Genomic DNA, 20,111 nt, shown 5'->3' with positions numbered 1-20,111 from the left:
TCACCCGGCGCACACCTCGTTCTTCCTATCGCGCCCGTGCGCGATTCGTTCGGCCGGGTGCAGTGGATCACTCGATCGGCCCAATCGGGCTAGAGCGAGCTCTGGAAAGCGGCGAAGCGGTCCGGCAGCGCCGCGCGGCCCGCGAGCACGCGGCGCAGGGCCGAGCGCAGAACCGAATCCGGCAGCGCGGCGATGTCGTCGAGGTCGATGCCGCTCACGTCGAGCAGGCCGCCGCCAGCACCGGGATCGGGGGCCGGTGTCGTGTTCTCCGACGTCATCTGTCCCCTTTTTGTCCAATTGATTGAACAAGCGCGCAAACATATGCTACCGGTTTTCCGGGCCCCGGGTGCCGAATACCCCGTTCGGCCGACGGCGCACGCGGTTCTGACGCTGTTTCATGGAAGCGGGGGCGCGGGAATTGCCCGACCGCGCCGGAAGGGGGACCGTGACCCAGCCGCTGCGGCAGTTCGTCATGAAGATCCACGGGCGCTGCGACCTGGCCTGCGACTACTGCTACTACTTCACCGGGGCGGACCAGCGCTGGCGGGGCCGCCCGGCCGCGATGGACCGGGCGACGGCCACCGCCGCGGTCGACCGGATCGCCGAGCACGCCTGCGCCCACGGGCTCGATGCCGTGGAAATCGTGCTGCACGGCGGGGAACCGCTATTGGCGGGTCCGGCATTCATCGACTTCCTCGCCACGGCGGCCCGCGCGCGCATCCCGGCGGCGACGCGGATCACCGCGCAGACGAACGGGATGCGGTTGGATCGCGCGTTTCTCGATCTGTTCGGCGAGCACGGCATCCGGGTCGGCATCAGCATCGACGGCGACGCCGCCGCGCACGACCGGCACCGCCGCACGGCCGCGGGCCGCGGCAGCCACGACCGGGTGCGCGCCGCGGTGGAGCTGCTGGCGCGGCGCCGCGAGCTGTTCGCCGGGCTGCTGTGCGTGGTCGACCTGGCCAACGACCCGATCGAGACGTACTCGGCGCTGGCGGGCTACGACCCGCCGGTCATCGATTTCCTGCTGCCGCACGGGACCTGGGCCGCGCCGCCGCCGGGGCGGACCGGCGCCGGGACGCCCTACGCCGACTGGCTGATCGCCGTCTTCGACCGCTGGTACGCCGATCCCGGGCCCGCGGTGCGGTTCTTCGACGCGGTGGCGGCGCTGTGGCTGGGCGGCTCGTCGCCGCTGGAGGGGCTGGGGACCGAGCCGTCGCCGCAGGTGGTGATCGAGACCGACGGCTCGGTCGAGCGCTCCGACATCCTGGCGGTGGCGTTCCCCGGCGCGGGCGCGACCGGGTTGAGCGTGCACGCCGACCCGTTCGACGCCGTGCTCGCCCTACCGGTGCGACCGCCGTCGGCCACCTGCTTCGCGTGCCCGGTGTTCGCCGTCTGCGGCGGCGGTCAGCCCGCGCACCGGTTCGCGCCGGGCACGGGGTTCGACAACCCGTCGGTGTACTGCCCGGATCTGCTGCGGTTCACCACGCACGTGCGCGACCGGCTCACCGCCGACCTGCGGCGGTTGCGGTGAGCCTTCCGCTGATCGCGCTCACGCCAGCGGACATCGATGCGCTCGCAGGCGGTGGGGGTGGGGCTGAGGTCGCGCGCCTGCTGGTGCGGGGCAGGCGCAGCACGACGCTCGTCCTCATTGCTGACGTCCTCCGGCGGGACGAGTCAGCCATGCAGGCGTGGCGGGTCCTCGCCGCGGTGCGCAGGCGGGCTCCCGCGGCGGTGGAGCGGGTGCTCGACGATCCGGCGGTGGGGGCGTGGGCGGTGGCCGCGGTGCGGGGCGCGGTGCGGCCTGCGGAGTTGGCGTTCGCGGCCGCGGCCGCCGCCATCCGGGCCGGGGTGGTGGTCGAGGTGGAGGTTCCGGCGACGGATTCGGGGTTCCTGCCGTCGCTGGGGTGGCTCGACGGGCCGGTGGCGGGGCGGTGGCGGACGGACCGGTTGCGGTGGACGGCCGCGCCGGTGGTGTCGCTGGGCGGGGTGGAGCTGACGATCACGGATCTCCCCGCGGCGCTGCTGCCACCGCTGGACCAGTCCCCCGACGTCGACGTCGGCGCGTGCTCGGCGCTGCTGCGCTCGGCGTGGCGCGTGCTCACCACGACGGACCCGGTCGCCGCCGCCGAGTTCGCCACCCTCATCACCACCCTCACCCCGACGCGATCCCGCGGCGGCCAAGCCAACAGCTCCACCGTCACCGACGCCCTCGGCTGCGTGTTCCTGACGTTCAACACCGATGCGGAGACACTGGCGTGCACGCTGGTGCACGAGTTGCAGCACGCGAAGCTCGCGGCGGTCATGGACCTGCACCAGCTCACCACCCCAGGCCCGACCCGCTACTACGCCCCCTGGCGCGAAGACCCCCGCCCCGCCGCCGCCCTCCTCCACGGCATCTACGCCTTCCTGGGCGTAACCCGCTTCTGGCGCGCCCGCCGCACCACCAGCAGCCGCGCCGAACACGAATACACCCGCTGGCGCTCCGCCACCCTCTCCGCCGCCTGCACCCTCCTGTCCGGCCCCGACCTCACCCCATTGGGCCGCCGCTTCGTCGACGGAATCGCCCGCACCCTCCTCACCTGGACCACCGAACCCACCCACCCCAACGCCATCACCTACGCCGCACGCGCGAACACAACCCACCGCCACCGCTGGCACCACACCGACCGTCCACACCACACCCCGGCGTGAAGAGGTCTCGCCAAGCGAAGACGCGACCGGCCGACCCGTGGGTTAGCGGCCAAGCGAGTTGGGCCCCGCCAGGCTCCGAGGGAACCAACAGCAGACGCGGAGCAGTTCAGCGAGGCCCGCGCGAGGGTCGCGGACCAGCGGCTCGCGGGGGCGGGTGGGCGCGGAGCACTCCGCGAATCGGCGTCGGCGGGAATTTCCTTCTGCGCGCAGGCCGCGCGACCATCCGGCTCGCAGGACAGCCGCCCAAGCGCGCACCACGGCGCGTTGCCGGGGCTGGGCACGATCCGGGCGGCAAGGAGCGGTGCCGCCCCGGCTTCGGCGGCGAATACGAGGCAGGTTCGCCGGTTCCGGGGCGGAGGCTGCGGGCCTATTCGGCCACGGACAGCCAGCCCCGGCAGGTCGCGCTGCCGGCGTTGCCACCTGTGCGGTTCGTGCCGCGATGGCCGGTTGCGGACCGTCGGTCCGCACGTCGGCCCGTTTCCGGGCGGGCCGTGGACCCGTTCGGCCCAGACCGCGGAACAGGCGGGCAGGCGTGGGGTCGCCGCATCGCACTGCTGGCATCACCACCGCGCACGGCCGGGATGACTCGGGTCAGCGGTGGATGCGGAGGAGGGTGGCCAGGTCGGGGCGGAGGTCGCGGACTGCGGGGTTGGTGGGGTGCTTGGCGAGGACGGTGGACAGGGTGCGGAGGTCGACGCGGATGGTGGCGCTGTCGGTGCGTTTGGCGTCGGGGGTGAGGGCGGCTACTTGGGCGCAGGCGGCTTCGACGTCGCCGCGTTCGGCGGTGGCCAGGGCGAGGCGGACGCCGAAGCGGACTCGGGAGCGGATCGCGGTCGGGGGGATGCGGTCGAGTTCGACGGACAGGAGTTCGGCTGACTCGTCGTTGCGGGCGAGGCTGTGCATGGACCAGCCGCGGGTGACGGCGATGGGGTCCGGGAGGCTCGTGGTGCCGAAGCGGGGGCCGGATTCGGTGGCGGCGGCCTCCTCCCAGCGGGCGGCGGCATCCAACGCGGACAGGCAGGAGGTCAGGTCGCCGACCAGGGCGTGGCCCTGGGCCTCCCGCTGGGCCGCCAGCGAGCGGACCGCCGCCGTGGAGCCCTCCGCCGCGGCGGCGCGGCGGGCCAGCTCCACCATCGAGTACCCGTCGCCGTCGTAGAGGGCGATCTCGGCGGCGCGGACGAGGGCGTAGCCGTTGAGCGCGGCGTCGCCGACCTCGGCGGCCATCCGGGCCGCCTTCGCCGTCCACGCGCGGGCCATGTCGGGCTTGCCCGCCTCCTGGAACATCCACCCCGCGTACTCGGCGAAGCGGTACGCCAGGCGCATCAGCTCCGGGGCGGCCTCCACCCGCAGCAGCGCCCGCAGCTTGCTGTAGTTGGTCACCAGGTCGGGGATCACGAACGCCGGGCTCGCCCGGTGGCCGACCATCCGCAGGTGCTCGAACTGCGCCTCGAACAGCTCCAGCGTCTGGTCGTCGAGCACCCAGCTGTTGGGCACGACGGTCGTCGCGGCGAAGCCGTCGTGGCCCGCGGGGGCGTAGCTGACCCCGCCGCCGGGCTCCAGGACCAGGCTCCAGGGCGCGTCGTCGGTGTCCGGTTGTGGCCGGGGCGGCTCCGGGGCCGGGGTGAGCGCCCGGACCAGCACGCCGTCCGTTTCCAGAATGCGGTCGAGGTGGCGGGCCTTGTCCATGCCCAGCGGGCGCTCGCCGTTCTCGATCTTGCTGAGATATCCCTTGTTGTAGTTGGCTTCCCGCGCGAGGGCGTTGAGCGACATGCCCTTGCGCTCACGCATCCTGCGCAGCAGATCGCCCGCTTCGCTCATGACGTTCCACCCGCCGCATCTATGCCGGAGCGGGCCGCGGCTGGTTCGATTGCGGCATGGCAACCACGCGCGAGAACGCCGCCGACCACCGGCCCTGGCGGCTCCTGAAGACCCGGGAACTGGTGCGGGGGCCATACTTCGCCGTCCGCAGGGACGACGTCATCCGGCCCGACGGCGCGCAGGACACCTACGACCACGTGGTCGCCCCCGGCGCGGCGACCGTGCTGGCCATCGACGACGAGGACCGCGTCGTGCTGACGCGGCAGTACATCTACACCTGGGGCACGCGGCAGTGGCGGCTGCCGGGCGGCGGGGTCGACGTCACCGACACCACCCCGCTGGCCGCGGCCCGCCGCGAGCTGGCCGAGGAGACCGGCCTGGCCGCGGCGCACTGGGAGACGCTGGGCCAGGTGCACGGCGCGGACAGCCTGAGCAACCACGTCGACCACGTGTTCCTGGCCACCGGGCTCACCCGGTCCGGCCCGCAGGCGCTGGAGCCGGGCGAGGCCGACCTCGACGTGGTCCGCCTGCCCTTCGCCGAGGCCGTGGCGCTCGTGGAGAAGGACCAGGTGCCGCACGCGGCCAGCGCCTATGCCCTGCTGCGCGCCGCGCTGCGGCGCAACCGTCGTTGAAGCCATCCCGCTCCTCACCCCTGGCGCGGACGCTCAAGCCGCCACGCTATCCAACGGGGGCGGGCAGACAAGGGCAAAAGCGGGACAGTTCCTAGTCGCTGAGCCAGACGAGCTCGGCGTCGCAGATCACCGAGATCGAGCGGAGCAGGCCCTCCGCGGTGTCGCCGCTCCACATCGCGCCGTCGGAGGACCAGGCCAGGACCTTGGTCGGCCGGGCGAACTCCATCCCCCAGACGATGAGGGCACCGCTGGACTTGCGGAACGGTCCGTAGACGGCGAACAGGCGCGGGGCGAACACCCGCGCCCGCTGGGCGATGCCCGCCATCATCTCGGGAGAGGTCACGAACTGCACGCTAGCCAGCGGGCCCGGGCGTTACGATTCCCCGATCGGACGGCATCCGACCACGGACGGTAATCAGCGCTGGGCGACGGTGTTGGTCAGCGTGCCGATGCCCTCGACGGTCACCGAGACGGTCTGCCCCGCACGCAGCGGCCCGACGCCCGCGGGGGTGCCGGTGAGGATGACGTCGCCGGGCAGCAGCGTCATCACCCGCGAGACCCACTCGACCAGCTTGGGCACGTCGTGGATGAGCAGCGAGGTGCGCGCGTCCTGCTTGACCTGGCCGTCCAGCTCGGTGCGCAGGGCCAGGTCCGCGGGGTCGACCTCGGTCTCGATCCACGGGCCAAGCGGGCAGAACGTGTCGTGGCCCTTGGCGCGGGTCCACTGGCCGTCGGCCTGCTGCTGGTCGCGCGCGGTGACGTCGTTGGCGATGGTGTAGCCGAGGATGAACTCCGCGGCCCGCGCCGCCGGGACGTCGCGCATCGGGCGCGGGCCCCACACCACGGCCAGCTCGCCCTCGAAGTCCACCCGCGCGGAGTCGGCGGGCAGCTTGATGGCCGCGCCGGGGCCGACCACCGCGGTGGAGGGCTTCATGAAGATGACCGGCTGGGCCGGGGCCTGCCCGCCCATCTCCGCGGCGTGGTCGGCGTAGTTCTTGCCGACGCAGACGATCTTCGGGGGCAGCATCGGGGCCAGCAGCCGCACGTCGGCCAGCGGCCAGCGCCTGCCGGTGAACGTGTGCGGCCCGAACGGGTGCTGGTCGGCGATCTCGGCGGCGACGAGGTCGTCGCCCGCCCCCTCGACAGCGACGAACGCGACACCTTCTGGATGGGCAATACGAGCGATACGCACGCGCCAACCCTAGCCGGGGGCCGGGCGGGCGGCCCGGCCCCGGTCCGGTGCGGACACCTATCGGGCGGCGCCCACGCGCGCCACGCGCATCGCCTTGTGGGCCAGCGCGTCGCACAGGGCCAGCCAGCTGGCCTCGACGATGTTGCCGTGCACGCCCACCGTCGTCCACTCGCGCTCGTGGTCGGAGGACTCGACCAGCACGCGGGTGACCGCATCGGTGCCGTGGGCCGAGCCGCGGTTGATGATGCGGACCTTGTAGTCGGTCAGCTCCACCTCGTCCAGCCAGGGCAGGTGCGGGGCGAGCGCTTGGCGCAGGGCCGCGTCGAGGGCGTGCACCGGGCCGTTGCCCTCGGCGGTGGCGATGACGCGCTGCTCGCCGACGAGCACCTTCACCGTGGCCTCGGAGACCACGGCGCCGTCGGCGGCGTGGTCGAGGATGACCCGGTAGGACTCCAGGGCGAACGGGACGTGCGCGCGCTCGTCCAACTCGGCGCGCAGCAGCAGCTCCAGGGAGGCGTCGGCGGCCTCGAACGACCAGCCGCGCGCCTCCAGCTCCTTGACCCGGCGCAGGGAGCTGCCCAGCGCGTCGGGCCTGGCGGCCAGGTCGAGCCCGAACTCGTGTCCCTTGAGTTCGAGGCTCGCCCGGCCCGCCATCTCGGTGACCAGGACCCGCATGTCGTTGCCGACGACGCCCGGATCGATGTGGTTGTAGAGCTCCGGGTCGACTTTGATCGCGCTCGCGTGCAGGCCCGCCTTGTGGGCGAAGGCCGACGACCCGACGTAGGCCTGGTGGGAGTCGGGTGCGATGTTGGCGATCTCGGCCAGGGCATGGGAGACCCGGGTCAGCTCGGCCAGCGCCCCGGTCGGGAGCACCTGCCTGCCGAGCTTGGTCACGAGGTTGCCGATCACGGCGAACAGGTCGGCGTTGCCCGCCCGCTCGCCGTAACCGTTCGCGGTGCACTGGACGTGGGTGGCCCCCGCCTGCACGGCCGCGATGCTGTTGGCCACCGCGCAGGAGGTGTCGTCCTGGCAGTGGATGCCCACCCGGAAGCCGGTGCGGGCGACGACCTCGCCGACGGTGTCGGCGATGCCCAGCGGGAGCTGCCCGCCGTTGGTGTCGCAGAGCACGACCACGTCCGCGCCCGCGGTCGCCGCCGCGTCGAGCACGCGCAGGGCGGTGTCGGGGTCGAAGGCGTAGCCGTCGAAGAAGTGCTCGGCGTCGAGGAAGACCCGGCGGCCCTCGCCGGTGAGGAAGGCGACGGTGTCGGACACCATCGCGGCGGCCTCGGCGACGTCGGTGCGCAGGGCCAGCTCGATGTGGCGGCGGTCGGACTTGGCGACCAGCGTGATCACCGGCGCCTGGCTGTCCAGCAGCGCCCTGACCTGCGGGTCCTCGTGCGCCTTCGCGCCTGCGCGGCGGGTGGAGCCGAAGGCGACGAGGGCGGCGTGCTTGAGGTCCAGCTCGCCCGCGGCGGCCCTGGCGAAGAACTCGGTGTCGGTGGGCAGCGCGCCCGGCCAGCCGCCCTCGATGAACCCCACGCCCAGCCCGTCCAGCAGCCGCGCGACGTTGAGCTTGTCGGCGACGGAGTAGGAGATGCCCTCCCGCTGGGCCCCGTCGCGCAGCGTGGTGTCGTACACGTGGAAGGCGTCACCGAGCGGTGTGCCTGCGGGCGTCGTGCGGGTCACGTGGGCTCCTAGGTGATGGGTCGGTGGCCGGGAAACAAAAAGACCCCCCGCCTGAGGATGCGAGAGGTCTGCGCGCTGGGGCCGGGAGTGCTTCGGCTAGCCAGCGCGCTCGTCAATAATGATCACGACGAAGTCGGCCACGGCGACGATGGTGCCACACCCGTCCGCGCCCGTCCAACGCACGGGCAGGTGCTCCCAGATCGTGGAAGGGCTACGGTTCCCGGCCGGCGAGCAGGTCCCAGGTGCGCCTGCCCACCGCCCAGCGCGCCGCAAACCGCAACGCCCGCACGGGCAGGCGGGCGATGACGGCGATGACGGCCCGCAGCGCGGGGACGAACCCGGTCAGATCCACATAAGACAATCCGCGGAATCCGCAGTAGACCGCCAGGAACAGCGCGACGGTGACCACGAGGCCGACCGCCCCGCCCGGTTCCAGCGTCCACGCGCCCGCGCCGCCCGCGATCAGGACCACGCAGGCGGCGGCCAGCCAGCGCGCCAGGGCTCCTGCGGGCAGGACGACCGCGATCGCCGGGACCGCGACCGCGAGGGCGAGCCAGGCGGACGCGCGCACGGTGGGCGCTGCGGCGGCGGCGCCTGCCGCCAGGGCGACGAGCAGCGCGAGGTTCCACGGGCTCAGGACCGGGCAACGGCGGTCCAGCGGGCGCTGGCTGGCCGCGCTGGGCCTGTTCGCCGCGCCCACGCCTGCCCGGATCCCGGCGAGCGGGAGCAGGCGGAGCAGGTGGGGCTTGCCCGACAGCGGCTGCCCCGGGTGGACGAGCCCGCCCGGCAGGACGCCGAAGCAGTGGCCGACGGCCTCGATCACCCACGTCATCGTCACGAAGACGACGCCGAAGGCCCACGCCGCGACCACGTACGCCAGGAACGGCCGCAGGCCGTCGCCGCTCGGGACCAGGCCCATGAGCGCCAGGCCGACCGCCGTGCGGATGGCGTACCCGCCGCCGACGACGAGCCACAGCGCCCACCCGGCGCGGCGGGCGCGCAGCCACTCGTACACCGCGGCGAGCGCCCACACCGCCGCGGCGGCGAGGGCGAGCAGGTGGGCGACCTGAGGTGGGGCGATGACCAGGGCGAAGACGGCGGCGAGCGCGAGCCGGACGAGGGCGACGACCGCGCTGATCAGCACCGCCGCGCGTGGTCCCCGGTCCCCTGCGGGCAGCCTCGACCGTGCAGCTGCGGCCGGGTGCGCCATGTCGTCGCCGACGCCCCGGATGTCGTTCCACTGGTACCTGGCTTGGTAGACCAGGTACTCGAAGACCAACCAGGTCGCCACGGCCCACGGCAGGGGCACGCGCGTGGCGGGGTCGGCTGCCCCGTGCAGCACGCCGACGACCGCGGCGATCGGCACGAACAGCCACTTGACCAGATCGGCCGGACGCGGCAGCAGGAGGTAGGGCCAGGTGCGTCTGCCCGTGCGCCGGGCCGGGTCCGGGGCGAACCGGGACAGCCTCGGGTACTCGGGGCTGCGGGCCAGCCGCCGGGCCGCGCCGCCGAGCAGCGTGCGGCCGCCGTGGTTGCCCGCGATGCCCTCGTGCACCAGCAGCAGGAGGAGCGGGCCGTAGATGGCCAGCAGCACCACCCGCGCGACGACGCCCTCCAGCTCGACCACCACGAAGGTCATCCAGCCGCCCATGGCGATGATGAAGCTGACCGCGAGGAAGATCAGCATGGCGCGGTAGCCCACCCGGCCCCGGCGCGGGCTGGTCAGCGCCAGCAGCAGCTCGGTGCCCGAGGCCACGCTCACCTCGGGGATGGCGTCGAGCTCGCGGGTCATCTGCTTGCGGATCTCGTTCTCGATCCCGCGCAGGTAGAAGCTCTTCAGGGTGATCTGCAGGCCCAGCATCACGATGTAGGTGAGCACCGCGAACGGCAGCGCGGGGGCCACGACGTAGACGGCCTGGTTCAGCTCGTAGCAGGACGCCTCGCCCCGGGTGGCGGCCCGGAACCGGCAGTCGCCGACGAGGATGGCGAACAGGCCCGCGAGCAGGGCGACGAACACGCTCGCCAGCGCGGCCTGGCTGTTGGCGGTGGCCCGCTCGTCGTCGCGCAGCGCCTGGTACTCGACGAGCATCACCTGAAGCTCGGCGCTGAGGGACGCGGTCTCCTGGGACGGCAGGGTGGCGGCGGTCGCCCGCCGCCACCAGCCGAACAGCCCCGCTCCACCAGGAGCCCGCGCCCGCTCATGCATCCTGCCCGCTGCATCGCCGGTGGAGGCGGGGTCGTAACGGCAAGATCAGCGCACGGCAACCAGGACGTGGTCGTCGCCGAACTGCCAGACCGGGCCCGCGGCGGGGAAACTGGCCTTGAGCAGCAGCTCGGTGTACTGGCCGACGGTGAGGTCGCTGGCGGAGTCGTGGGAGATGGCCATCGCGCTGCGCTCGGCGGCGGTGGCGTCGTCGACGTCGGCGAGGACGGCCTCCCACCAGGCACCCCAGTCCTCGTTGCCGGTCACGCCCGCGCGCTCGGCCCGGGCCTTGCGGACGAGGTTGCCGTAGGCGCGCAGGGGTCCGGCCAGGTGCATGTTGTCGGCGTTGACCAGGACCCCGCCGGGGCGCAGCCGGTCGGCGGCGGTGGCGAAGACGGCGGCCAGCTGCTCGTGCTCCAGCCAGTGCAGGGCCGTGCTGGACACCACCGCGTCCCACGGGCCGTCGAGGCAGGACTCCCAGCCGGGCCGGCCGAGGTGGGCGCGGACGAACCGGACCCCGGCCTGGTCCGCGCTGGTGGCCAGGTCCAGCAGCAGCGGGTCGGCGTCGACGCCGACGATCTCCGCGTGCGGCAGGGCGGCGGCCAGGCGCGCGGCCAGCGACCCGGGCCCGCAGCCGAGGTCGACGACCCGGGGCCGCTCGACCCCGGCGACCGCGGCGGCCACGACGTCGACCACCACCCGGAACCGCTCCTCGCGGTCGGGGACGTAGCGTTCCTGCTGGGCATCCCAGCGATCCAGCCAGGCGCGGGCGCTCGCGGTGTCCATGACCCCTCCGGTAACTGTCTACGATGATGTCGACAGTGACAAGCTATGAGACGAGGACGTGACTGGTCAAGTGGACTTCGACAGTCACTCAAGCGTGGTGGTGGACGCCGCCCTGGGCTTGGTCAACGCGGTGACCCCCGGCTGCCGCCGCGGCAGGCCGTACCAGCCGCCGACGGGTCCGGCGCTGGTCGCGGCCATCGGCGAGGTGCTCAGCCAGCGCAACCCCGCCTGGTCCGGCCCGCCGACCCAGGAGGCGGCCGACACCCTCGCGGCCTACGGCGTCCGGATGCACGCGGCCATCGCCAGCGCGGACGCGGACGCGGCCTGCACGGAGATCAACCGCATCATGCGCGAAACCGACGCGACCCCCGTCCTCGCCCGCCACGACGGCGAACCGTGGCACCTGCACTTCCACGCCCCCGACGCCCCCTGGGACACCAGCTGGGCCGCCTCCATGGCCACCGCCCTCGCCACCGTCCTCGGCACCGCAGCCATCGACCGCCTGGGCACCTGCACCGCCCCCGCGTGCGACCGCGCCTACCTCGACACCTCCCGCAACGGCACCCGCCGCTTCTGCTCCACCGCCTGCCAGAACCGCGTCAAAACCGCCGCTTTCCGCGCCCGCAAGGGATCCCGCCACCCGGAAGCCCTATAGTGCGCCAATTCCTTGCACGCACAACCTTTACGTGAAGGGCACCCCGCCGAATCGCTTGTGCACACAACCTTTCCCGCTTGCGAACGCGCCCGAGCCTGGTGGCACCCCGGCCGCCGCGTGCAATTCGGCCAACCCCAGCACCCTCTGACTCGCGCCGCGCTCCCCCAGCCACCGAATCGCTTGCGCGTACAACCTTTCGCCGTATGCGAAGGCGCCCGCCTCCCGGGATGGGAGACGGGCGCCTGGGACGCGGTGGGTCAGAACGCCTTGGCGTTGGAGGAGACGAGGGCGGCCAGGCGGTCGCCGATGGCGTAGGTGCCGCCGGGGGAGGCGTGGTCGCGCGTCGCCAGGTCGAAGGCGACGGAGGCCTCGATGCGGCGGGCCGCCTCGGTTTCGCCGAGGTGGTCGAGCATCAGGGCCACCGAGAGGACCGCGGCGGTCGGGTCGGCGATGCCCTGGCCCGCGATGTCCGGGGCGCTGCCGTGGACCGGCTCGAACATGCTCGGGTTGCGGCGGGTGATGTCGAGGTTGCCGCTGGCTGCCAGGCCGATGCCGCCGGTCACCGCGGCGGCGAGGTCGGTGAGGATGTCGCCGAAGAGGTTGTCGGTGACGATCACGTCGAAGCGCTGCGGGTCGGTGACCATGTGGATCGTCGTGGCGTCCACGTGCTGGTACGCGACGGTCACGTCCGGGTGCTGGAGCGAGACCTCCTCGACCACGCGCGACCACAGCGAGCCCGCGTGGGTCAGCACGTTGGTCTTGTGCACCAGCGTCAGGTGCTTGCGCGGGCGGGCGGCCGCGCGGGCGAACGCATCGCGCACGACGCGCTCGACGCCGAAGGAGGTGTTGACGCTGACCTCGGTGGCGATCTCGTGCGGAGTGTCCTTACGCAACAGACCGCCGTTGCCCGCGTACAGGCCCTCGGTGCCCTCCCGCACGACGATCATGTCGATCTCGCCGGGGTCGGCGATCGGGCTCTTCACCCCCGGGTAGAGCCGCGCCGGGCGCAGGTTGACGTGGTGGTCGAGCTCGAACCGCAGGCGCAGCAGCAGGCCGCGCTCCAGGATGCCGCTGGGCACCGACGGGTCGCCGACCGCGCCGAGCAGGATGGCGTCGTGCTCGCGAAGTTCGCCGAGCACCGATTCGGGCAGCAGTTCCCCGGTGGCGTGCCAGCGCGCCGCGCCGAGGTCGTAGCGGGTCGTCTCGGCGGACGGAACGACCTCCTCGAGCACCTTCAGCGCCTCGGCGATCACTTCCGGCCCGATCCCGTCACCTGGGATCACCGCGAGCCGCATGCACACACCTCCCGGGGTATCGGCCCGAAGGGGGCCTGGTAGTCGATCGAAGGCTACCGGTTTGCCGGACCACCTCCGCACCTCGCCACCCCTAGGGGTGGTTTTCGCAGGCGCGGATGCACACGAACGGTGCCCGCACCGGGCACCGTCCGCGTCCTGGCGCTCAGTGGAAATCGATGCGGCGCACCACGCGGGCGCCGACGGAGGCCCCGATCGACTCCAGCACGGCCGCGTCCACCGCGCGGTCGACGCGCAGCAGCATGACCGCGTCCGCGCCGTCCTTGGTCTGGCTGATCTGGGCGGCGTCGATGTTGACCCCGGCCTCGCCGAGCAGCGTGCCGACGGTGCCCATCACGCCGGTGCGCTCGGGGTACTCCAGCAGCAGGACGCTGCCCTCGGCGCGCAGGTCGAAGTGGCGGCCGTTGACCTCGACCAGCTTCTCCACCTGCGCGAGGCCGGAGAGCGTGCCGCTGACGGTGACCACCGCGCCGTCGGGGTAGACCGCGCGCAGGGTGACCAGGCTGCGGTGGTTGGCGCTCTCGGTCTCGGTGCTCAGCTCCACGGCCACGCCCAGGTCCTCGGCCAGCCGCGGGGCGTTCACGAACGTCACCTGGTCGGCGACGATGCCGGAGAAGACCCCGCGCAGGGCGGCCAGCGGCAGGATGCTGACGTCCTCAGAGGACAGTTCACCGCGGACGATCACCTGCAGCGCCGAGGGGGCCTTGCCGTCGAGGGCGGAGACGACCGCGCCCAGCTTCTGGACCAGCGGCAGGTACGGGCGCACCTCCTCGCCGACGACGCCACCGGCGGCCACGTTCACCGCGTCGGGCACGAAGTCCCCGCGCAGGGCCAGCAGCACCGAGCGGGCCACGTCGGTGCCCGCGCGGTCCTGCGCCTCGGCGGTCGAGGCGCCCAGGTGCGGGGTGACGATGATGCCGGGCACGCCGAAGAGCGGGTTGTCGGTCGTGGGCTCCTTGGAGAAGACGTCCACGCCTGCGCCGCGCACGTGGCCGGAGCGCACGGCGTCGGCCAGCGCCTGCTCGTCGATCAGGCCGCCGCGGGCGGCGTTGACGATGATGACGCCCTTCTTGGCCTTGGCGAGCGCGTCGGCGTTGATCAGGCCCGCGGTCTCCTTGGTCTTGGGCAGGTGCACGGAGATGATGTCGGCGCGGGCGAGCAGCTCGTCGAGCGAGACCAGCTCGGTGCCCAGCTGCGCGGCGCGGGCGGGCGATGCGTAGGGGTCGTAGGCGATCAGCGTGGTGCCGAAGGCGGCCAGCCGCTGGGCGAAGAGCTGCCCGATCTTGCCGAGGCCGACCACGCCGACGGTCTTGCCCTGGATCTCGAAGCCGGAGAACGAGCCGCGCTTCCACTCGTGGTTCTGCAGGGTGGCGTGCGCGTCGGGGATCTGGCGGGCGACGGCCAGCAGCAGCGCGACGGCGTGCTCGGCGGCGCTGACGATGTTCGAGGTCGGCGCGTTGACGACCAGCACCCCGCGCTCGGTCGCGGCGGGCACCTCGACGTTGTCGAGCCCGACACCCGCGCGCGCGACGACCTTCAGCCGGTCGCCGGCCTTGAGCACCTCGGCGTCGACCTGGGTCGCCGACCGCACCAGCAGCGCATCGGCCTCGGCCACGGCGGCCAGCAGCGCGGGCCGGTCGGTGCCGTCGACGTGCCGGACCTCCACTTCGGAACCGAACACGTCGAGCACGGACGGCGCGAGCTTCTCGGCGATCAGGACGACGGGACGGTTCGTTGTCACGCTACGTCTCCCGGGGTGGGTGCGAATGGGGATGCGGTTACGCCGCTGTAACCCGGATCTGAGTCTATGGCCGGGGCTGAACCGTTCCACCCGGAGGGTGACCCTTGTGACATGTCAGGTTCCGGTCAGGTTCATTCACCGATGACGGGGGGCGCGGTGAAGGTGTCGTTGCCGAACATCTCGTCGTCGTCCCCTTCCACTAGGTAGGACGGCCGCTTGAGTGCCGACGGCTGCGACGGGGCCTGCGGCTGGGGCTCCGGTGGGGGCGCGGGGGTGGCGCTGGCGGGGCCGAAACCGCTGGTGGTCGGGGGGATGGTGCGCGGGGGTGGGGGGACGTAGGTGCTGCCGGATGGGCCGAAGCCGGGTTCGGCGGACCAGGGGGTCGGGCGGTCGGGTGGGGGTGGGGCGGCGGGGCGGGGCGGAGGCGCCACGGACGGCATACGTCCCATGGTTCCGGGGGCGGGGTGCGTGCCGGTGGCGCGCGGAGGGGACGGGGGCGTGCCGGTGGCGCGCGGAGGGGACGAGTGCGTCCCGGTGGTGCGCGGCGGGGATGGGTGCGTGCCGGTGGTGCGCGGAGGGGACGGGGGCGTCCCGGTGGTGCCCGGTGGGGACGGGTGCGTGCCGGTGGGTCTCGGGGACGGGTGCGGCCCAGTGGGCTGAGGCGAGGCCGGGTGCGCCGCGGGCCGGGTTGGGGAGGGATGCGCCCCGCTGGGCTGAGGCGGAGTCGGGCGCGCTTCAGCGGGGCGCGGCGAGTCCGGGTGCGCTTCGGTAGGCCGCGGCGGGACTGGAGTGGGCCGCGGCGAGACCGGGTGGATTCAGCGGGCCGCGGTGAAACCGGGGGCGCATCAGCGGGCCGTGAAACCGGGGGCGCTTCAGCGGACCGCGGCGATGCCGGGGTGGGTCGCGGCGGGGAGGGATGTGTCCCGGTGGGCCGCGGCGGGGACGGATGCGCCCCAGTGGGGTGCGGCGCGGCTGAGGGCATGCCGTTGGGTCGCGGCGACACCTGCCCAGCACCCGAGTCGACCTGCGGCGACCGGGGACCTCCGGTCATCGGACCGCCTGGCCCGCCTCCGGCCGGTCGCGGCCAGTTCGCGGATGTCGCGCCGGACGGGGGAATTCGGGACGGCCCGGTCGGTTGCGGTCCATGTGGGTTTGGGCTGCCCTGGAGACCAGCCGCGGGCGACGGGGTGCTCGCCTGCGGAGCTGGTGGCGGCACCGCCCCGCCCCCGGACAGCGCGCTCCGAGGCGGCATCGAGCCGTTCGCGCTGGCGGCCGGTGGCGTCGAACCACCGCTATGCACGCCGCCTGAAGGTGGGGTCGGGCCTGGCGTGGCTGGGCGTGGCGGGGAGGGCGGCTGCGGAGCGGCGGTGACCGGAAGCAGCGTGCCCGAGTGCGAGGCCTGCGGCGCTCCCGGTGGTGTGGTGGGGCGCGGGGCTGAGCCGAACGCTGATGGTGCGGCCGGGCCGGGGGCTGGAGGTGCGGCCGAGCCGGGGACCGAGGGGACAGCCGGACCGGCGACCGAAGACGCAGCCGGACCGGCGGCCGAAGGTCCAGCCGAGCCGGGGGCGGAGGGTGCGGGCGAACCCCCTGCCGGGGATGCGGCCGAACCGCCTGCCGAAGGCGCGGTCGAACCGGGTGCCGAAGGTGCGGTCGAACCGCCTGCCGGAGGCGCGGCCGGACCGCCTGCCGCAGGTGCGGCCGGACCGCCCGCCGGAGGCGCGGTCGAACCGGGTGCCGAAGGTGCGGCGGGGCCAGGTGCCGAGGGCGTGCCCGGACCGGGGGTTGAGGGTGTCGCCGGGGCACGGGCCAAGGGGGTGGTCAGGTGCGCTGCCGGGGGTGTGGTCGGGCGCGGTGGTGGCGCGGCCGAGGGTGTTGGTGCCGCCGGGTGGGGTGGCGCGGCCGAGTGGGGTGGCGCGGCCGAGTGGGGTGGCGCAGCGGTGGGGGGTGGCGTGCTTGGCGGGCGTGGCGCGGGGGGCGGGGCTGTGGGGTGGGGTGTGGGGCGGCCGGGGTGGAGGGCGCGGGTGGGGGTGGATTCCTCGGTCCACGGGGTGGTGTGTTCCGGGGGGACCCAGACCGGGCCGTCGGTCATGGGGTCACCACGGCTCGTCGAATTCGCCTGCCTTGGCGCCTTCGACGAAGGCGTCCCACTCCGACATGGTGAAGACCAGGACGGTGTCGTCGGGGCCGGTGTACTTGCTGTTGCGCATCGCAACGTAGGTGTTGCCGTCGGTGTGCGGGACGAAGGCGATCTCGACGTACTCGCCGTCGGGGTCGGCGTCGGGTTCGGCGGCGCGCTGCCACTCGGCGTTGGTGAGGTCGAGGTTGCCGCGGACCTCGGCCTTGTCGTCGTAGATGGGGGCGCTGTCCATAAGCAGAATCTCCTCGCTAGGTCGGTTTCAGGTATACCGCAGCGGTCGTGTCGATCCCGCGCCAGGCCGGTCGCGCTCAGTAGCGTAGCGGGGTGACCTCGTACTACCGGCGGTACCTGCGCGGCGACCGGGAGGCCGTCTGGGCGGAGCTGCGCGCCCTCGGACCGGTGCCCGACGCGCTGGTCGAGGACGCCGCCGCGGTCGCCGACGAGACCATGATCCGGGTCGCCCAGCACGTGGCGCGCATCGCCGCGGCGCTGCCCGAGCTGGGCTGGGTCGCCGCCGACCCGCTGGTGCCGCCGCACGATCCCCCCGACGACGACGCCCTCGTCGACGACCTCACCGAGAAGATCGGCGGCCTCCCGCTGGCCCTCGACGCCTGCCTGCGCCGGGTCGGCCAGGTGTGGTTCGCGGGCGACTGCCCGGTGCTCGACCTGACCTACCACGCCGAGCCCACCCCCCGGTCGCTGCCGCCCGGCCCGGAGTTCCCCGACCCGCTGTGCCTGGGCAACGCCTACTCCCTGGCCTACGAGTGGGAGCACTGCGACGACCAGACCGCCTTCGCCTTCCCGCTGGCCCCCGACGAGCTGGGCAAGGCCAACCTCGACGGCGGCGACCACCGCATCGCCCTGCCCAGCGACCTCGCCGACCCGCCGCTGCTGGGCGTCGCGGGCAAACCGGGCACCACGCTGGTGGAGTACCTGCGCGAGTCGATCCGGTGGGGCGGGTTCGCGGGCTGGAGCCTCAACCCCGACCTCGCCCCGCACGCCCTGATCACCCTGCGCGCCGAGCCGGACTTCTAGGCGAAACCCGGTCCGCCGCGCTGACCTCGGCGAACCCTCCCCCGGTCCGCGCCGCGGCAATACTCGGTGCCGAGGATGATCCACATCCGCGGGGAGGACACCATGCGAATAGCAGCCGTCGCCGTGCTGGTGGCAGGCATCGGGTTGACAGGCGCGGGGACAGCCGCCGCCGACCGCGGCCTGGACTGGGCGCCGTGCCCGGAGGACGCCGCGGTCGAGTGCGCCGAGCTGACCGTGCCGATCGACTGGGCGCGGCCGGACCGGGGCACCATCGAGATCGCCGTCGCCCGGCGCAAGGCGGTCGACCCCGTCGGCACGCTGATGTTCCTGCCGGGCGGGCCGGGCGGCTCCGGGGTCAACGCGGTGCTGGCGGGCGGCCGGATGCCCGCCGAGATCAGCTCACGGTTCGACATCGTCAGCTTCGACCCGCGCGGCACCAACCGCAGCCACCCGGTCGTGTGCGCGGCGGACGTGGTCACGGCCATGCCGGAGATGGTCCCGGACAAGGGCGCCCGCTACGCGGAGGTGAAGGCGTACGCGAAGCGACTCGGGCAGAGCTGCCGCGAGCACACCGGGCCGCTGATCGATCACGTCGACACCGCCAGCGTCGCCCGCGACATGGATGCCCTGCGGACGGCGCTGGGTGAGCGGCAGCTCAGCCTGTACGGGATCTCCTACGGCACGCTGACCGGCCAGATGTACGCCGAGCGCTACCCGCACCGGGTGCGGTCGATGGTGCTCGACAGCGTGTTCGACCACAGCCTGTCGACCCGCGGTTTCCTCGCCAGCGAGGCGCGGGCCGCGGAGGACGGCTTCGCCGAGTTCGCCGCGTGGTGCGGGCGGGATGCGTCGTGCGCGCTGCACGGGCAGGACGTCTCCGCGGTGTTCACGTCCCTCTACGAGCGCTCGGTGCGCGGCGAGCTGCACGCGCCGGGTGATCCGTCGACGTTGATCGGGCCGATGGAGCTGATCGGCGCGACCATCGACGGGTTCTACCTCCCGAGCTGGGCCGAGCTGGCGACGGCCCTGCGGGATCTGTCGGCGGAGGGGCCGCGGGTCGCCGCCCAGCCCGACCTGGTCCCGCTGCCGATCGCGTCGTTCTGCGGCGACCACGACTTCACCATCGGCTCCCAGGGCGCGTGGACCTCGGCGTGGCGGATGATGAACCGCGAGGCCCCGACCATGCGCAGCCACTTCTCCTGGGCCCTGATCTCCCTGTGCGCCGAGTGGCCCGCCCGCACCGGCAACCCCCAGCACCGCACGGACATCAACGGCGGGCCGACCGTCCTGCTCATGAACTCCGCCCACGACCCGGCGACCCCGCACGAGTGGGCGACCAGCGTCGCCCGCCAGATCGACAACAGCGCCCTGCTCACGTACGACGGCTGGGGCCACGGCGTGCACGACCGCAGCCCGTGCACTTCTGGTGCCCTCACCCGCTACCTGCTCGACGGCACCACCCCACCGCGAGGCACCCACTGCCCCGCCGTCCCGCCCTCAGCCACCACCACCTTGGCGGTCGACCCGTCCACGGGTCTCGGCTGGTGAGAAGGGCGCTCCGGCTGATGCGGCCGGGGAGCAGGTGAAGGGGGCGTCCCACCACGGCGGGACGCCCCCTTTCGCCGGGCGAGGATCCCCGCCGGCGCAGCAAGAGCGCTTCCGGTCGCGGGCAGGCACCTCCCGGGACAACCCACCGGCAGGGCGGCAAGGCACCGCCCCACCGCGGGCGGCCGCCGACGCGGGAGGGGGCCGTGGTTGAAGGCGAGGTGGGACACCTTCCCAGGACGAGCCGCCCAGCAGGGACGCCCCGCTCTGGGCGGCCATCTCCCTGTGACGAGCCACCGGCAGGGCAAGGGACCGTCCCGCGACAGGCGGGCACTCCCCGCGATCGCTCACCGGCAGGAGCAGCAAGGAACCAGCCCCACCCGGGCGGACATTCGCGCAAGGAGCCCCACGGGCAGGGCAAGCAGGGGACCGCTCCACCGCGGGCTGGTGCCTTGCCGGGATGCGGCACCGGCAGGACGGCAAAGCCCGCCGCGGGGCGGGTGCCTCGCCGGGGCAGGCGCTTCACCGGGGCAGGCGCTTCGCCAGGGCGGGTGCCTCGCCAGGGCGGGTGCCTCGCCAGGGCAGGCGCTTCACCGGGGCAGGCGCTTCACCGGGGCAGGCGCTTCACCGGGGCAGGCGCTTCACCGGGGCAGGTGCCTCGCCGGGGCAGGTGC

18 protein-coding genes are annotated in these 20,111 nt (G+C 73.6%); 6 read left to right on the top strand and 12 right to left on the bottom strand.

Going from position 1 to position 20,111, the window contains the following annotated elements; all coding sequences use genetic code 11:
• Positions 1-89 precede the first annotated feature (89 nt).
• Positions 90-278 carry an FxSxx-COOH cyclophane-containing RiPP peptide gene (gene fxsA / locus ACWEPX_RS13190; protein ID WP_451897371.1) on the bottom strand — a complete coding sequence of 63 codons (189 nt, stop codon included), beginning with the start codon at positions 276-278 and terminating at the stop codon, positions 90-92.
• Between the two features lie 167 nt (positions 279-445).
• Between fxsA and ACWEPX_RS13185 the strand changes: the two genes are divergently transcribed.
• Together ACWEPX_RS13185 and ACWEPX_RS13180 are read left to right on the top strand one after the other, a co-directional pair.
• Positions 446-1,534 carry an FxsB family cyclophane-forming radical SAM/SPASM peptide maturase gene (locus tag ACWEPX_RS13185; RefSeq protein WP_451897370.1) on the top strand — a complete coding sequence of 363 codons (1,089 nt, stop codon included), beginning with the start codon at positions 446-448 and terminating at the stop codon, positions 1,532-1,534.
• A complete protein-coding gene (locus tag ACWEPX_RS13180; protein WP_451897369.1) occupies positions 1,531-2,694 on the top strand; it encodes an aKG-HExxH-type peptide beta-hydroxylase in 1,164 nt (387 codons plus the stop codon). Before ACWEPX_RS13185 ends, ACWEPX_RS13180 begins: the two co-directional genes overlap by 4 nt.
• Positions 2,695-3,285: 591 nt before the next feature.
• Here the strand turns inward: ACWEPX_RS13180 and ACWEPX_RS13175 are convergent.
• The gene (locus ACWEPX_RS13175; RefSeq protein WP_451897368.1) at positions 3,286-4,512 is read right to left on the bottom strand and encodes a helix-turn-helix domain-containing protein; all 1,227 of its coding nucleotides are present in this window, start codon (positions 4,510-4,512) and stop codon (positions 3,286-3,288) included.
• A gap of 56 nt (positions 4,513-4,568) precedes the next feature.
• Between ACWEPX_RS13175 and ACWEPX_RS13170 the strand changes: the two genes are divergently transcribed.
• A complete protein-coding gene (locus ACWEPX_RS13170; protein WP_451897367.1) occupies positions 4,569-5,144 on the top strand; it encodes an NUDIX domain-containing protein in 576 nt (191 codons plus the stop codon).
• A gap of 91 nt (positions 5,145-5,235) precedes the next feature.
• On the opposite strand, the gene ACWEPX_RS13165 is transcribed toward ACWEPX_RS13170, so the two are convergent.
• The 5 genes from ACWEPX_RS13165 to ACWEPX_RS13145 form a co-directional block, all read right to left on the bottom strand.
• Complete coding sequence (locus ACWEPX_RS13165) at positions 5,236-5,487, bottom strand: hypothetical protein (RefSeq protein WP_451897366.1); 252 nt, start codon at positions 5,485-5,487, stop codon at positions 5,236-5,238.
• Positions 5,488-5,559: 72 nt separating this feature from the next.
• Positions 5,560-6,336 (bottom strand): fumarylacetoacetate hydrolase family protein, encoded by a 777-nt coding sequence (locus ACWEPX_RS13160; protein ID WP_451897365.1) that lies wholly within the window; start codon positions 6,334-6,336, stop codon positions 5,560-5,562.
• A 57-nt stretch (positions 6,337-6,393) separates the two neighbouring features.
• On the bottom strand, positions 6,394-8,022 hold the full coding sequence (gene cimA, locus ACWEPX_RS13155) for a citramalate synthase (RefSeq protein ID WP_451897364.1): 1,629 nt from the start codon (positions 8,020-8,022) through the stop codon (positions 6,394-6,396).
• A gap of 211 nt (positions 8,023-8,233) precedes the next feature.
• Positions 8,234-10,228: a hypothetical protein gene (locus ACWEPX_RS13150; protein ID WP_451897363.1), complete on the bottom strand. Its 1,995-nt coding sequence runs from the start codon at positions 10,226-10,228 to the stop codon at positions 8,234-8,236.
• 45 nt (positions 10,229-10,273) lie between these two features.
• A complete protein-coding gene (locus ACWEPX_RS13145; RefSeq protein ID WP_451897362.1) occupies positions 10,274-11,011 on the bottom strand; it encodes a class I SAM-dependent methyltransferase in 738 nt (245 codons plus the stop codon).
• 70 nt (positions 11,012-11,081) lie between these two features.
• Between ACWEPX_RS13145 and ACWEPX_RS13140 the strand changes: the two genes are divergently transcribed.
• On the top strand, positions 11,082-11,666 hold the full coding sequence (locus tag ACWEPX_RS13140; RefSeq protein ID WP_451897361.1) for a CGNR zinc finger domain-containing protein: 585 nt from the start codon (positions 11,082-11,084) through the stop codon (positions 11,664-11,666).
• Positions 11,667-11,923: 257 nt separating this feature from the next.
• Here the strand turns inward: ACWEPX_RS13140 and ACWEPX_RS13135 are convergent, their stop codons facing one another.
• From ACWEPX_RS13135 to ACWEPX_RS13115, 5 genes are all read right to left on the bottom strand, one after another.
• The gene (locus tag ACWEPX_RS13135) at positions 11,924-12,961 is read right to left on the bottom strand and encodes a 3-isopropylmalate dehydrogenase (RefSeq protein WP_451897360.1); all 1,038 of its coding nucleotides are present in this window, start codon (positions 12,959-12,961) and stop codon (positions 11,924-11,926) included.
• Between the two features lie 163 nt (positions 12,962-13,124).
• On the bottom strand, positions 13,125-14,720 hold the full coding sequence (gene serA, locus ACWEPX_RS13130) for a phosphoglycerate dehydrogenase (RefSeq protein ID WP_451897359.1): 1,596 nt from the start codon (positions 14,718-14,720) through the stop codon (positions 13,125-13,127).
• Between the two features lie 131 nt (positions 14,721-14,851).
• Positions 14,852-15,160 carry a hypothetical protein gene (locus ACWEPX_RS13125; protein ID WP_451897358.1) on the bottom strand — a complete coding sequence of 103 codons (309 nt, stop codon included), beginning with the start codon at positions 15,158-15,160 and terminating at the stop codon, positions 14,852-14,854.
• Positions 15,161-16,012: 852 nt separating this feature from the next.
• The gene (locus tag ACWEPX_RS13120; RefSeq protein WP_451897357.1) at positions 16,013-16,765 is read right to left on the bottom strand and encodes a hypothetical protein; all 753 of its coding nucleotides are present in this window, start codon (positions 16,763-16,765) and stop codon (positions 16,013-16,015) included.
• A 48-nt stretch (positions 16,766-16,813) separates the two neighbouring features.
• The gene (locus tag ACWEPX_RS13115; protein WP_451897356.1) at positions 16,814-17,089 is read right to left on the bottom strand and encodes a DUF397 domain-containing protein; all 276 of its coding nucleotides are present in this window, start codon (positions 17,087-17,089) and stop codon (positions 16,814-16,816) included.
• A 92-nt stretch (positions 17,090-17,181) separates the two neighbouring features.
• Here ACWEPX_RS13115 and ACWEPX_RS13110 point away from each other — a divergent pair, with 92 nt between their 5' ends.
• Positions 17,182-17,892, top strand: a complete 711-nt coding sequence (locus ACWEPX_RS13110) for a hypothetical protein (RefSeq protein ID WP_451897355.1) — start codon at positions 17,182-17,184, stop codon at positions 17,890-17,892.
• 102 nt (positions 17,893-17,994) lie between these two features.
• Positions 17,995-19,440, top strand: coding sequence for an alpha/beta hydrolase (locus ACWEPX_RS13105; RefSeq protein WP_451897354.1), 1,446 nt, complete (start codon positions 17,995-17,997; stop codon positions 19,438-19,440).
• Positions 19,441-20,111: the final 671 nt, after the last annotated feature.

This window comes from Actinokineospora sp. NPDC004072 (assembly GCF_053604195.1).
The sequence above is the reverse complement of the archived record's forward strand: the minus strand, read 5'-3'. Positions and strand labels throughout refer to the sequence as shown.

Bases quoted from the DNA above. Each gene is read 5' to 3' on its own strand.
- ACWEPX_RS13125 (WP_451897358.1), bottom strand. From the start codon at position 15,160: ATGCCGTCCGTGGCGCCTCCGCCCCGCCCCGCCGCCCCACCCCCACCC.
- ACWEPX_RS13175 (WP_451897368.1), bottom strand. From the start codon at position 4,512: ATGAGCGAAGCGGGCGATCTGCTGCGCAGGATGCGTGAGCGCAAGGGC.
- ACWEPX_RS13150 (WP_451897363.1), bottom strand. From the start codon at position 10,228: ATGCATGAGCGGGCGCGGGCTCCTGGTGGAGCGGGGCTGTTCGGCTGG.
- ACWEPX_RS13135 (WP_451897360.1), bottom strand. From the start codon at position 12,961: ATGCGGCTCGCGGTGATCCCAGGTGACGGGATCGGGCCGGAAGTGATC.
- ACWEPX_RS13105 (WP_451897354.1), top strand. From the start codon at position 17,995: ATGCGAATAGCAGCCGTCGCCGTGCTGGTGGCAGGCATCGGGTTGACA.
- ACWEPX_RS13145 (WP_451897362.1), bottom strand. From the start codon at position 11,011: ATGGACACCGCGAGCGCCCGCGCCTGGCTGGATCGCTGGGATGCCCAG.
- ACWEPX_RS13170 (WP_451897367.1), top strand. From the start codon at position 4,569: ATGGCAACCACGCGCGAGAACGCCGCCGACCACCGGCCCTGGCGGCTC.
- fxsA (WP_451897371.1), bottom strand. From the start codon at position 278: ATGACGTCGGAGAACACGACACCGGCCCCCGATCCCGGTGCTGGCGGC.
- ACWEPX_RS13115 (WP_451897356.1), bottom strand. From the start codon at position 17,089: ATGGACAGCGCCCCCATCTACGACGACAAGGCCGAGGTCCGCGGCAAC.